Origin of the sequence: Streptomyces sp. NPDC048419, from assembly GCF_043200415.1 — a bacterium.
Lineage (GTDB): Bacteria > Actinomycetota > Actinomycetes > Streptomycetales > Streptomycetaceae > Streptomyces.
Genome location: NZ_JBICXT010000016.1, coordinates 56,337 through 68,932, shown reverse-complemented (window position 1 = coordinate 68,932; position 12,596 = coordinate 56,337). Strand labels below are relative to the sequence as shown.

Sequence of the window (12,596 nt, the reverse complement as noted above, 5' to 3'; positions counted from 1 at the left end):
CTCGGTCCGTGCCTTGCTTCAACTCACAGTCACTGCCGGTTTCCCCGTGACGGTGGGGGCGCCCGATGCGGCCCCGTCCTGCTCCATCTGCTCGGCGATCTTCATCGCCTCCTCGATCAGGGTCTCCACGATCTTCGACTCGGGTACGGTCTTGATGACCTCGCCCTTCACGAAGATCTGACCCTTGCCGTTGCCGGAGGCGACCCCCAGATCCGCCTCCCGTGCCTCGCCGGGACCGTTGACCACACAGCCCATGACGGCCACCCGCAACGGCACTTCCATGCCGTCCAGTCCCGCCGTGACCTCGTCGGCGAGCTTGTAGACGTCCACCTGCGCCCGCCCGCAGGACGGACATGAGACGATCTCCAACCGGCGCTGCCTGAGGCCCAGGGACTCCAGGATCTGGATGCCGACCTTGACCTCCTCGGCCGGCGGCGCGCTCAGCGAGACCCGGATGGTGTCGCCGATGCCCTGTGCGAGCAGCGCCCCGAAGGCGACGGCCGACTTGATGGTGCCCTGGAAGGCGGGGCCGGCCTCCGTCACGCCGAGGTGCAGCGGGTAGTCGCACTGGGCGGCGAGTTGCCTGTACGCCTCGATCATCACGACCGGGTCGTTGTGCTTGACCGAGATCTTGATGTCGCGGAAGTCGTGCTCCTCGAACAACGACGCTTCCCACAGCGCCGATTCGACGAGCGCCTCCGGTGTCGCGCGGCCGTACTTCTCCAGCAGCCGCTTGTCGAGGGAGCCCGCGTTGACGCCGATGCGGATCGGTGTGCCGTGGTCCTTCGCGGCCCGCGCGATCTCCTTGATCTGGTCGTCGAACTTCTTGATGTTGCCGGGGTTCACCCGCACCGCCGCGCACCCGGCCTCGATGGCCGCGAACACGTACTTCGGCTGGAAGTGGATGTCGGCGATCACCGGGATCTGCGACTTGCGGGCGATGGTGGCCAGCGCGTCCGCGTCGTCCTGCGTGGGGCAGGCGACGCGGATGATCTGGCAGCCGGAGGCGGTGAGTTCGGCGATCTGCTGCAGGGTGGCGCCGATGTCGGAGGTACGGGTCGTCGTCATCGACTGCACCGAGACCGGGGCGCCGCCCCCGACCGGGACCGGCCCGACATGGATCTGCCGCGACGCACGCCGCTCGGCGATCGGCCGGGCCGGCATGTCGGGAACACCCAGGGCGATGGTGGTCACGACGTCACTCCCGGTTCCCGGACACCGTCTCGCGCATGGCGCGCAGGGACTCCTTCAGCGACCCCATGGTGGCCAGGACGGCGGTGGGCTCGTAGCCGCAGTGCGCCATGCAGTTGGCGCAGCGCGGGTCCTTGCCGCGGCCGTACTTGTCCCAGTCGGTGTCCTCGATGAGCTCGCGGTAGGTGGGCACGTACCCGTCGCTCATCAGGTAGCAGGGGCGCTGCCAGCCGAAGAGGGAGTAGTTCGGGATCGCCCACGCGGTGCACGGGAAGTCGACCTTGCCCTCGAGGAAGTCCAGGAAAAGCGGCGAGTGGTTGAGGCGCCACTTCTTGCGGTTGCCGCCCGCGAAGGCCTTCTTGAACAGCTCGCGGGTCTGCTCCACGCCCAGGAAGTGCTCCTGGTCGGGTGCCTTCTCGTAGGCGTAGGCGGGCGAGATCATCATCTCGTCGACCTTGAGGTCGTCGTTGAGGAAGTTGAGCACCTCGATGATGGTCTGCGGGGTGTCGGTGTTGAAGAAGGTCGAGTTGGTGGTGACCCGGAAGCCGCGCCGCTTGGCCTCCTTGATCGCCTCCACGGCCTCGTCGAACACGCCCTCCTTGGCCACGGACTCGTCGTGCCGCTCACGCAGTCCGTCGATGTGCACGGCGAAGGCGAAGTACGGGGACGGCTTGAACTTGTCCATCTTCTTGCGCAGCAGCATGGCGTTGGTGCACAGGAAGACGTACTTCCGCTTGGCCACCAGCTGCCGCACGATCTCGTCGATCTGGGGGTGCATCAGGGGCTCGCCGCCCGCGATGGACACCATCGGCGCACCGGACTCCAGCACCGCGCCGACCGCCTGGGCGACCGGCATGCGCTGCTTGAGCACGCCCGCCGGGTGCTGGATCTTGCCGCAGCCCTCGCACTTCAGGTTGCATGCGAAGAGAGGTTCCAGCTCCACGATCAGCGGGAACTTGTCCCGCTTGCGAAGCTTCTGTTCAGCCAAGTACGTAGCGACCTTGATGGACTGGCGCAGCGGCATGGCCATCTGGCTCACCTCCGAGGGAGCAACAAAGAACGGTGCCATTCGAAAAAAGCCGGAAGAACGGCACGGAGTACGCGGAAAGCTGATATTCCACCGCGCACCGTGCCGATCCGGACGAGTTCATGTTCTGGAGCGTCCACGACCACCCGTACGGCCGCAACCGGGCGCTCGCCGGTGCGGACGGCGCTCAGAAGCGTCGCCGCGGATTCCATGTCGACCGCGATTGCGCCGGTCGTGAGCAGATCGGATCGTTCGTGACCGCGAACGACATGGTCGGAGCCGGCGAGGGGGCCGGTGTGCACGGTCCGTCCGGGCACCGCCCGCGCGAGCTCCTTGACGAGTCGGTCGGTCCCCACGCACCGAACGGTTCCGTCCGGATCGCGGGTCTCCTCGGCGACGATCAGATCACCGGGGTGCATCCCGGGCGCGAGCCCGGCGCAGAAGCCCGTGGCGAGCACGGCGGCCTCGCGCAGGGCCGGCTCGGCCAGCCGGCGGGCGACCGCCTGCTCGGCCGCCTTGGGGCCCATGCCGGTCCGTAGAACGGTGACCGGCCCACCGGACCCACTGCGGTCGCTCGTGCGCAGGGCGAGGTGCTCGATACCGAGCGCGCAGGCGATCAGCAGCGGGGCCGGGGCGGGCTGTGCGCTCATCGACCCCCCTTGCCGGCGGCGGCCACGACACGTGGCTCGCCGTGCACGTACCGGCCGAGTGCGGTCAGCGGGAAGACCTGCCGGTAGAGGTGGTAGTTGATGGAGAAGTCCCAGGGGAAGCCGGTCCCGGTGAAGTACGGCTCGTCCCAGGAGCCGTCCTCGCGCTGGGTGGCCGCCAGCCACTCGATGCCCCGCTCGACGGCCTTGGAGTCCTTCTCGCCGGCCGCCAGCAGCGCCATCAGCGCCCACGCGGTCTGCGAGGCGGTCGAGGCGCCTCGGCCGCTCCACTCCTTGACGTACTTGTAGGAGCGCAGGTCCTCGCCCCAGCCGCCGTCGTCGTTCTGCACCTTCTCCAGCCAGGACACGGCCCGCCGGATCGCCGGGTGCGAGCCGGGCAGGCCCGCCGCCGTGAGTGCGGGTACGACGGAACCGGTGCCGTAGACGTAGTTGACGCCCCAGCGCCCGAACCACGAGCCGTCCGGCTCCTGTTCGGCCAGCAGCCACTCGATGCCGCGCCGGGTGCGCGGGTCGTGCGAGAGGCCCTCGACGGCCAGCATCTCCACCACGTGCGCGGTGACGTCCGCGGACGGCGGGTCGATGACCTCGCCGAAGTCGCAGAACGGCAGCCGGTTGGGGAAGGGGCTGGTGTTGTCGACGTCGAAGGCGCCCCAGGCACCGTTCTTCGACTGCATGCCGAGGTTCCAGCGCACCGCGCGCCCGATCGCCCTCTCCACCCGCTCCGGGTCGTGGTGCCTGACCCGGCGCAGCGCGAGAGCCACCTCGGCGGTGTCGTCGATGTCGGGGTAGTTGTCGTTGTGGAATTCGAACGCCCAGCCGCCGGGCGGCAGTTGGGGCCGCTTGACGGCCCAGTCGCCCGGCCGCACGATCTCCTCGCCCAGCATCCAGTCCGCCGCTCTGACGAGCTGCGGATGCTCGGCGGGCACGCCCGCGTCGGCGAGCGCGATGGTGGCGAGGCAGGTGTCCCACACCGGCGACTGGCAGGCCTCGATCATCCGGGACCCGTCCTCGCGCCATACGGCGAACCGGTCCAGGGAGGCCAACCCCTCGCGCATGACCGGGTGTTCGAGGTCGTAGCCCAGCAGGTACAGGGCGATGACGGAGTACACGGCCGGCGGCTGGATGCCGCCCCAGCAGCCGTCGTTCTCCTGCCGCTCGATGATCCAGCGGGCGGCGGAGTTCATGGCCGCCTTGCGCAGCCGGCGCGGCACGACCTTGCGCGCCTGGTGCAGCATCTTGTCCAGGCGCTGGAAGGCGCCGTCCCAACTCGCCACCGGGGCAAAGGGCTTGGCCGGATTGGGGCTGCTCGCGTCGGTGTGCAGCTCGTCCAGCGGGAAGGGCGCGGGCCGCACCGGCCGCTTGGCGGAGACGATCGTGAGCGGCACGATCGTCTGCCGGGCCCAGCAGCCGAAGTCGTAGATGTTCAGCGGCATCCACTTGGGGAAGTAGATGAGTTCCGGCGGGAGTTCGGGCAGGTCCTCCCACTTCCACCAGCCGAACAGGGCGAGCCAGATCCGGGTGAAGACGCGGGCGGCCGCGATGCCGCCCTGCTCGCGGATCCACGCCGAGGCCCTGGCCATGTGCGGGGCGTCCGGTGTGTCGCCGGCCAGGCGCAGGGCGACGTAGGCCTCGATGGTGGTGGACAGTTCGCCCGGCCCGCCGTAGAAGCTGGCCCAGGTGCCGTCCTCGCGCTGCTCGCCGCGGACGAAGAGGGCGGCGGCACTCGCGGTGGCCTCGTCCAGGATGCCCAGGAACTGGCGCAGGAGCAGGTCCTCGGCGTCCATGGTCACGTTGGTCTCGAGGTCGCCCTTCCACCAGCCCTCCGCGTCCTGCGTCGAGAGCAGGAAGTCGGTGGCGCGTTGTGTGGCGCGTACGGCGATGTCGTGTACCCCGGCCGCGGCGGGGCTCGTACTGGCGGTGTCGCTGGCCGAGGCAGGCCGGGGCGGGAGGGCCCCGGCGCTTCCGTCGGTCGTCGCTGTCATGGCTTCCCCTTCGTGCAGTCGTGCAAGTCGTGCTGCTGTGGGTCCGCCGTCGGCCGGTGACTGAAACCTTTTCGCAGGCACCGGCCGGCGACTACGCGAGGACTGTTCGACCGATAGTGATCATCTCTTTCGTACGACGACGAAGTCGGCGAGCGCCGCGAACTGCGCCCGTACCCGGTCCGGCATGTCGATGGCGTCGAGGGCTTCGATGGCGATGGTGTGCTGGCGGCGCGCTTCCTCGGCCGTCCATCGGCGGCCGCCCGCCTCCTCGATGAGGGCGGCGCGGGCCGCGAACTCCTCCTCCGAGAAGTTCTCGAAGTCGCTGCTCTTGGCATCGGCGGCGAGGATCTCGCCGAGCCGCTCGGAGGCGGGACCGCCCGCGGCGAGTGCGGCCACGACCGGCAGGGACTTCTTGCGCTGGCGCAGGTCGCTCCAGGTCTGCTTGCCGGTGGAGACCGGGTCGCCCCAGATGCCGAGGAGGTCGTCGACGGCCTGGAAGGCGAGGCCGAGGTGGTAGCCGTACTTCTCCATCGTGTCGGCGGTGCGGTCGTCCGCGCCGCCGAGGACGGCGCCGATGGAGGAGGCGCAGGCCAGCAGCGCGCCGGTCTTGTTGCCCTCCATCTCCAGGCACTCCTCGACGCTGACGCGGTCGCGGTGCTCGTAGGAGATGTCCTGGGCCTGGCCGTCGATCAGGGCGCGGGTGGCGGTGGTCAGGCGGCGGGTGGCGCGGCCCGCCTCGACGGTGCCGAGCTCCAGCAGCACCTCGTTGGCCAGGGCGAACAGGGCGTCGCCGACGAGGATCGCCTGCGCTGGGCCGTGCACCTTCCACACCGTGTCGCGGTGGCGGCGCTGCTCGTCGCCGTCCATCAGGTCGTCGTGCAGCAGCGAGAAGTTGTGGACGAGTTCGACGGCCACGGCGCCGGGGATGCCGGCCTCGGGCGCGGCCCCGGTGACCTCGGCGGACAGCACCGCGAGGGCGGGGCGCACGGCCTTGCCGCCGTCGCCGTCGGCGGGGTTGCCCTCGGCGTCGATCCAGCCGAAGTGGTAGGCGGAAACGGTGTCCATGGGAGGGGCCAGGCGGTCCACCGCCGCCTTCAGTACCGGTGTGGCAAGGGTCCGGCCGCGCTCCAGGAGCGCGGTCACGTCCACCGCGTCGGCAGCCGTCTCGGCCGGGGGCACAGTGGGCACAGTTTCTCCTTTTGGTGCGGTACCGGGGGTGCGGGGGCCTGCCGCCTGCTGCTCGAGCATCAAGCCGCCTCCTCGAGGTCGAAGAGGTCGCTCGGGCGTGGCCGGCCCAGGGCGCCGAGGGCGGCATCGGCCGCGCTGACTCCACTGCGGACCGCACTCTCCATGGTCGCGGGCCACCCTGTGGCGGTCCACGCTCCGGCCAGACAGAGGCCGGGGGCCTTGGTGCGGGCGCCGGGCCGCAGCCGCCCGACGCCGGGGGTGGGGGCGAACGTCGCCGTGCGCTCCCTGGTCACGAAGAAATCCTTCACTTCGGCCCCGTGAGTACCCGGAAGCAGACGCTCCAGCTCGGGGACGTAGCGCTCACGGAGCAGGGCGACGGGTGCGTCGATCTCGTCCTGCGCGGCCGACTGCGACAGCGCGAGGTACTGGCCCTCGCGCAGTCCGGAGGCCTCGGTGCGGTCGAAGACCCACTGGATCGGGGTGCCGAGGGCCGCGAAGAACGGGCGGCTGAGCACCTTGCGGTCGTAGACGACGTGGATGTTCAGGATCGGCGCGGTGGCGATGTCCAGCAGATTTTCCGGGGCGTCGAGCGCGCCGGCCGGCAGCAGGTCATGGGCCTCGCGCTGGGGTACGGCGAGCACGACGGCGTCCGCCTGCAGCGTCTCGCCGGGAACCTGAACGCTCCAACGCCCGTTTTCGTCAGTAGAGATGGAGGTGACGCGTGTACGGACCTCGGTACGCACGCCCGCGGAGTCGAGCGCCTTGCGGGCCAGCCGGTCATGCAGTTCACCCAGCGGGACATGCGCCCAGCCGATGTCGGCCGCGCCCGGGTCGGACAGCAGACCGGTCTTGAACACCATCGCGGCGAGCGAGAGCGAGGCGTCGCCCGCGACCGCGTTGAGGGTGGCCACCCCGACCAGGTCCCACAGGGCCTCGACGGCACGCGCCGACTGACCGTGCGCGGTCAGCCAGCTGCCGAAGTCCTGGGTGTCCAGGCTCGGATCGGCGAGGTCGAGCCCCTTCAGCGCCAGTGCGGCCCGCCCCACCTTGGCCCGCTCGGCGAGGGAGAGATGCGGATACGTCGCGAGGCTGCGCCCCAGATGCAGGGGGACCGGCAGCGCGTCGCGCCGCAGTCTGCCCAGGCGCCGGCCCGCGGGCTTGTCGACGTCGAGAACGGGCACGTCGAGACGATCCTGCAGTGGCGCCAGCGCCGCGCCCTCGATGCGGTCGAGGAACCAGCGGTAGGCGGTGCAGCAGCGCAGATAGACGTGCTGTCCGTTGTCGACGGTCAGATCGCCGCGCTGGAAGGAGAAGGCCAGGCCGCCCAGCCGGGGCCTGCCCTCGATCAGGGTGACCCGGACCCCCGCGTCGGCGAGCGCGAGCGCGGCGGTGATGCCGGCGAGCCCGCCTCCGATCACGACGGCGTCCCTTCCGGGACGCCCCGGCATAGCCGCGAGCGGCTCGTCGGAGCGCGTGTCGTCAGTCATCGTGCCCCCTCCCCTGCGCGGCCGCCGCGATGATTGAACGGTGCACGGCAGGCCGTCGCAGTCAGGGACGCCGTCCCTGCCCGCAGGGTTGCGTGCCGCATTTCACCGCTGGAATCACCTTGGCCCGTTTTGTCCATCAGGCGCGCCTCCTGACGGTCCTCCGGGTCACATGCCGGGCGTCGAGGCCCGACAGGCCGCGTACGGCGACGTAGGCCTTCTCCCGGCCGGGCAGCGAGACCCGGCCGCGCAGCACGGCCTCCGGGTCGCGCTCGATGCGGTCGAGCAGGCGGCGGTAGATGCCGGCCATGGCGGCGACGCAGGCTCCGCTGCGCCGGTCGAGCATGGGGAGCAGCCGGTAGCCCTCGGCGAAAAGGGCGCGGGCCCGCCGCACCTCGAAGTGCACCAGGCCCGTGAAGTCGGAGCCCTCGGGCGGCGTCGGGCCGCTGAAGCCGGCCGAGCAGCCGAACTTCGCGAGGTCGTCGGAGGGCAGATAGGTACGGCCGCCCTCGGCGTCCTCCCGGACGTCTCTCAGGATGTTGGTCAGCTGCAGCGCGAGGCCCAGGGTGTCGGCGTACTCCGAGGCCCGGTCGGCGCCGCGCGCCCCCGGCTCGGTGCCGAACACGCCGAGCGAGAGCCGGCCGATGGCACCGGCCACGCAGCGGCAGTAGACCTTCAGGTCGTCCCAGGTCTCGTAGGTCTCGCCGCGGACGTCCATCAGCACGCCGTCGATCAGCTCGTCCAGGCCGCCCAGCGGGATCGGGAAGGTGTCGGCGGCATGGGCGAGGGCGACCGCGACGGGGTCGGTGTCGTCCTCGGCGACCGCGCCCTCCCGCACCCGCACCAGAAGCTCGCGCGTGTCCTCGAGCCTGGTCGCCTTGACGTCGTCCGCCAGCACGCCGTCGCCGATGTCGTCGACGCGCCGGGAGAACGCGTACAGCGCCGACATCGCGCGCCGCTTCGGCGTCGGCAGCAGCCTGATGCCGTAGGCGAAGTTACGGGCCTGCTGCCCGGTCACGGCCTCGCAGTAGCTGTAGGCGGCGAGTACCGGCGCGGACACGTGTTGTTCCGACTCCACGGTCCGGATCACCCCTCTCCTCGCAGGGTCACGCCCACCTCGCGCAGCAACCGGCCCTTGCCGGGCTTGGGCGGGCCGGGAAGTACGTCGTATCCGGCGGCCGCGATCGCGTGGATCGCCGCCCTTCCTCCCGCCACGAACCCTGCGAGCAGCAGCTTCAATCTGCCGTGGACGCTACCCACCAGAGGGGCACCTTCATTCAGGAGATCCCGGGCGCGTTGTGCTTCGAATGCGACCAGTGCGCGCACCGATGCGCCCGCGGTGGGTGTGGCGAGATCCGTCTCTTGCACATGAAAGTGTTTCATGTCCGCGGCGGGCAGGTAGATGCGGTCCCGACGCAGGTCCTCGGCGACGTCCTGGAGGTGCTCGACGATCTGCAGAGCCGTGCAGATCGCGTCCGAGAGGCGGATGCGTTCGGGGCTCGAAGTGCCCGTGACCGACAGCACCAGACGTCCGACGGGGTTGGCCGACAGTTCGCAGTAGGCGAGCAGGTCGTCGTAGGTCTCGTAGCGGCTGACGAGCTGGTCCTGGCGGTTGGCGGCGATCAGGCCGAGAAAGGGCTCCGGGGTCAGCGCGTGGCGCCGGACCGTCGGCTGCAGGCGGCGCAGCAGGGGGTGGCGCGGAGTGGAGTCGAAGACCCGGTTCAGGTCCTCCTCGAAGGCGTCCAGAAGCAGCAGCCGGTCCTCGGCCTGCGAGGGCGACACGCCGAGCAGACCTGCGTCGGCGCCGCCGGGGGCCAGATCGCCGTCGCCGATGTCGTCGACAAGGCGGGCGAAGCCGTACACCGCCATGAGGTCGGCGCGCCAGGCCCGGGGCAGGAAGAAAGGCGCCACGGGGAAGTTCTCGCCCGCGGCCTTGTCGAGGGTGCCGCGCTCCGGATCAGCGGTATGCGGCGTGCCGGTTCCCGTCACCGGTGACTGCCCGTGGCGGGGACGGCACATGCTGGGCTGAGCTGGGGAGTTTCCGTAGCCATTGCCGTCACATCTCCCGTTCTACACTGCCGACCCAATGCACACTATTTCGGACACGCCAACCGGCCGTCCGCGCGGCCGTCCCCCTTGAGGGTGTCGCGCATTATCGCCCCACTTGCCGCCTTTCGGGACCGCTACAGCTTACGTTGTACAACGCAGCGCGCTTCCCTGGGGTGTCCTGCACATCACAACAACACACCGATTGGCGTCAAGATTCCTTGGGCGGGACCGAGTTGACGTTTCCTTTGCAGACGCGGGGCCCCGCCGGAACAGTTCCGGCGGGGCCCCGCGAAGCGTGCTGGGCCGGTCGGCCCATGGGTGGGTGGACTACTTGCCCGTGAACTTCTCGTACTCCTTGAGGACCTCTTCGGTAGGCCCGTCCATACGGAGCTCGCCGCGTTCCAGCCACAGGACGCGGTCGCAGGTGTCACGGATCGACTTGTTGTTGTGGCTGACCAGGAACACCGTGCCGGCCTCCTTGCGCAGCTCACGGATGCGCTCCTCGGAGCGCTTCTGGAACTTGCGGTCACCGGTGGCCAGTGCCTCGTCGATCATCAGGACGTCGTGGTCCTTGGCCGCGGCGATGGAGAAACGCAGACGGGCCGCCATGCCGGAGGAGTAGGTGCGCATCGGCAGGGTGATGAAGTCGCCCTTCTCGTTGATGCCCGAGAAGTCGACGATCCCCTGGTAGCGCTCCCTGATCTGCTCGCGGGACATACCCATGGCGAGCCCGCCCAATATGACGTTGCGCTCGCCGGTCAGGTCGTTCATCAGCGCCGCGTTCACACCCAGCAGCGAGGGCTGGCCGTTGGTGTAGACGCGGCCCTTCTCCGCCGGGAGCAGGCCGGCGATGGCGCGCAGCAGCGTCGACTTGCCGGAGCCGTTGGAGCCGATGAGGCCGATGGCCTCGCCGCGGTAGGAGACGAAGGAGACGCCCTTGACGGCGTGCACCTTGCGCACCCCGCGCTCCTCGCCGCGCTTGAGGATGCGGCTGAGGGCGGCGGTGGCGCTGCCCTTGCCGCTCTTCGCGCCGTGCACGCGGTAGACGATGTGCAGTTCGTCGGCGATGACGGTGGGGATCCGCTCGCCGGTCTGGTCGTCGCGTTCCTCAGCCACGGCCGTACCTCTCCTCCGCCTTCCAGAAGTACACGAATCCGCCAAGGGCGACCAGGACGGCCCAGCCGGCCGCGGCCGCCCAGACATGGTCGGGGAGGTTCTCGGCGCCGTAGCCGTCGATGAGCGAGAAGCGCATCAGGTCCATGTAGATGGAGGCCGGGTTCCACTGCAGGACGGTCGCCGCCCACTGCGGCTTGTCGGCCAGCATGATCGGGATGGAGAACATCACGCCCGACGCGTACATCCACGTACGCATGACGAACGGCATCAGCTGCGCCAGGTCCGGGGTCTTGGCGCCCGCCCGGGCCATGATCAGCGCCAGGCCGCCGTTGAAGAGGAACTGCAGCGCGAGTACCGGGACGATCAGCAGCCAGGACAGGTCCGGCATGCTTCCGAAGCCGACCGCCACCGCGAACAGCACGACCATCGAGAACAGCAGCTGCTGGAGCTGCTGGAGCGCGAAGGAGATCGGCAGGGAGGCGCGCGGGAAGTGCAGCGCGCGGACCAGGCCGAGGTTGCCGGAGATCGCGCGCACGCCCGCCATCACGGAGCTCTGCGTGAAGGTGAACACGAAGACGCCCGTGACCAGGAACGGGATGTACACGTCCTTCGACATGCCCCGGCTGGCGTTCAGGATGACGCCGAAGATGAAGAAGTAGACGGCCGCGTTCAGCAGCGGCGTCGCCACCTGCCAGATCTGGCCGAGCTTCGCCTGGCTGTACTGGGCGGTCAGCTTCGCCCGCGAGAAGGCGAGGATGAAGTGACGCCGGTCCCAGAGCTGGCGGACGTACTCGACGAGGGAGGGCCGGGCACCGCTCACGGTCAGGCCGTACCTGGCGGCGAGCTGCCCCGCCCCAAGGCCCTCGTCGGTCGGTACGGCCGCGCCCAGGGCGACCGTGCCTTCGTGCGTTGACTCACTCACTGGTGGAAACTTTCGTCTTCGGGATGCGCCGGTGCGGGCACGGGCAGAGCTCGGGACCCGGGCCGGGCCCGCGTCGCTCTCAGGAAAGAGCTTGTCAGATCACAGGAGGCCGGCCCAGTCGGGTCAGCCGCCACACCGTACGCCATTTCATGGGCCTGCGCGGCCCGCACGGGGTGGTCCAGCCTTCCCGGAACCCGCCGAACCAGGCCCTCAGGGCGGACCGTGAGGGGCGGCGGACGAGGGTGAGCAGCAGCCACACGCCGAGATACACCGGGACCAGGGGCGCAGGGAGGTTGCGGCGGGCCAGCCAGACTCGGTTGCGGGCGACCATGCGGTGGTAGACCGCGTGCCGCGAGGGCGCGGTCGTGGGGTGGTACAGCACCATGTCGGACCGGTAGTCGATCATCCAGCCCGCGTCGAGGGCCCGCCATGCCAGGTCGGTTTCCTCGTGCGCGTAGAAGAACTCGTCCGGCAGGCCGCCGACCTCGGCGAAGACCTGGGTGCGCACGGCGTTGGCGCCGCCGAGGAAGGTGGTGACCCGGGAGGAGCGCATCGGGTCGGCGGCGCGCAGCCGCGGCACGTGCCGGCGCTGCGTGACGCCGGTGTCCGGGTCGGCGATGCGGAAGCTGACGATGCCGAGCTTCGGGTCCTCGGTGAAGGCCTGCCGGCACAGCTCGGCGGTGTCGTGGCCGGCGAGCAGGCCGTCGTCGTCGAGGAACAGCAGGATGTCGACGTCGCGGCCGCTGGGGCCGAAGGCCTCGATGCCGACGTTGCGGCCGCCGGGGATGCCGAGGTTCTCGGGCAGCTCGATGGTGCGTACGCCGCCGGGGACGTCCGGCACGGGCGAGCCGTTGCCGACCACGACGACCTCGACCGCCTCGCCGTCCTGCTTGGCGACCGACTCCAGCAGGGCGCGCAGCTCCTCGGGCCGGTTGCCCATCGTGATGATGACCGCGCCGACCTTCATGG

General features: G+C 70.1%; 12 protein-coding genes. All 12 read right to left on the bottom strand.

Translation table 11 applies throughout. From position 1 onward, the window contains the following. Positions 1–18 precede the first annotated feature (18 nt). Positions 19–1,194, bottom strand: coding sequence for a flavodoxin-dependent (E)-4-hydroxy-3-methylbut-2-enyl-diphosphate synthase (gene ispG / locus ACGFYN_RS29660; protein ID WP_393868954.1), 1,176 nt, complete (start codon positions 1,192–1,194; stop codon positions 19–21). 4 nt (positions 1,195–1,198) lie between these two features. Continuing rightward, positions 1,199–2,221 carry an adenosyl-hopene transferase HpnH gene (gene hpnH / locus ACGFYN_RS29655; protein WP_393868953.1) on the bottom strand — a complete coding sequence of 341 codons (1,023 nt, stop codon included), beginning with the start codon at positions 2,219–2,221 and terminating at the stop codon, positions 1,199–1,201. A 5-nt stretch (positions 2,222–2,226) separates the two neighbouring features. Beyond that, positions 2,227–2,868, bottom strand: coding sequence for a 1-hydroxy-2-methyl-2-butenyl 4-diphosphate reductase (locus tag ACGFYN_RS29650; RefSeq protein WP_393868952.1), 642 nt, complete (start codon positions 2,866–2,868; stop codon positions 2,227–2,229). Next, positions 2,865–4,868 (bottom strand): squalene--hopene cyclase, encoded by a 2,004-nt coding sequence (gene shc, locus ACGFYN_RS29645; protein ID WP_393868951.1) that lies wholly within the window; start codon positions 4,866–4,868, stop codon positions 2,865–2,867. The genes ACGFYN_RS29650 and shc overlap by 4 nt, the downstream gene beginning before the upstream one ends. A gap of 120 nt (positions 4,869–4,988) precedes the next feature. Next, positions 4,989–6,116 carry a polyprenyl synthetase family protein gene (locus tag ACGFYN_RS29640; RefSeq protein ID WP_393868950.1) on the bottom strand — a complete coding sequence of 376 codons (1,128 nt, stop codon included), beginning with the start codon at positions 6,114–6,116 and terminating at the stop codon, positions 4,989–4,991. Continuing rightward, entirely contained in the window at positions 6,116–7,543 is a 1,428-nt protein-coding gene (hpnE, locus tag ACGFYN_RS29635) for a hydroxysqualene dehydroxylase HpnE (protein WP_393868949.1), read from the bottom strand. Before hpnE ends, ACGFYN_RS29640 begins: the two co-directional genes overlap by 1 nt. After that, on the bottom strand, positions 7,540–7,644 hold the full coding sequence (locus ACGFYN_RS29630) for a DUF6380 family protein (RefSeq protein WP_393869091.1): 105 nt from the start codon (positions 7,642–7,644) through the stop codon (positions 7,540–7,542). Before ACGFYN_RS29630 ends, hpnE begins: the two co-directional genes overlap by 4 nt. A 35-nt stretch (positions 7,645–7,679) precedes the next feature. Next, positions 7,680–8,630 (bottom strand): presqualene diphosphate synthase HpnD, encoded by a 951-nt coding sequence (hpnD, locus tag ACGFYN_RS29625; protein ID WP_393868948.1) that lies wholly within the window; start codon positions 8,628–8,630, stop codon positions 7,680–7,682. Further along, positions 8,627–9,529 (bottom strand): squalene synthase HpnC, encoded by a 903-nt coding sequence (gene hpnC, locus ACGFYN_RS29620; RefSeq protein WP_393868947.1) that lies wholly within the window; start codon positions 9,527–9,529, stop codon positions 8,627–8,629. Before hpnC ends, hpnD begins: the two co-directional genes overlap by 4 nt. Positions 9,530–9,916: 387 nt before the next feature. Continuing rightward, positions 9,917–10,705, bottom strand: coding sequence for an ABC transporter ATP-binding protein (locus tag ACGFYN_RS29615; protein WP_393868946.1), 789 nt, complete (start codon positions 10,703–10,705; stop codon positions 9,917–9,919). Then, positions 10,698–11,627 (bottom strand): ABC transporter permease, encoded by a 930-nt coding sequence (locus ACGFYN_RS29610; protein WP_393868945.1) that lies wholly within the window; start codon positions 11,625–11,627, stop codon positions 10,698–10,700. Before ACGFYN_RS29610 ends, ACGFYN_RS29615 begins: the two co-directional genes overlap by 8 nt. 94 nt (positions 11,628–11,721) lie before the next feature. Then, the gene (locus ACGFYN_RS29605; RefSeq protein ID WP_393869090.1) at positions 11,722–12,594 is read right to left on the bottom strand and encodes a glycosyltransferase family 2 protein; all 873 of its coding nucleotides are present in this window, start codon (positions 12,592–12,594) and stop codon (positions 11,722–11,724) included. Positions 12,595–12,596: the final 2 nt, after the last annotated feature.

Bases quoted from the DNA above. Each gene is read 5' to 3' on its own strand.
- ACGFYN_RS29650 (WP_393868952.1), bottom strand. From the start codon at position 2,868: ATGAGCGCACAGCCCGCCCCGGCCCCGCTGCTGATCGCCTGCGCGCTC.
- shc (WP_393868951.1), bottom strand. From the start codon at position 4,868: ATGACAGCGACGACCGACGGAAGCGCCGGGGCCCTCCCGCCCCGGCCT.
- hpnE (WP_393868949.1), bottom strand. From the start codon at position 7,543: ATGACTGACGACACGCGCTCCGACGAGCCGCTCGCGGCTATGCCGGGG.
- ACGFYN_RS29605 (WP_393869090.1), bottom strand. From the start codon at position 12,594: ATGAAGGTCGGCGCGGTCATCATCACGATGGGCAACCGGCCCGAGGAG.
- hpnH (WP_393868953.1), bottom strand. From the start codon at position 2,221: ATGGCCATGCCGCTGCGCCAGTCCATCAAGGTCGCTACGTACTTGGCT.
- ACGFYN_RS29640 (WP_393868950.1), bottom strand. From the start codon at position 6,116: ATGCTCGAGCAGCAGGCGGCAGGCCCCCGCACCCCCGGTACCGCACCA.
- ACGFYN_RS29630 (WP_393869091.1), bottom strand. From the start codon at position 7,644: ATGCGGCACGCAACCCTGCGGGCAGGGACGGCGTCCCTGACTGCGACG.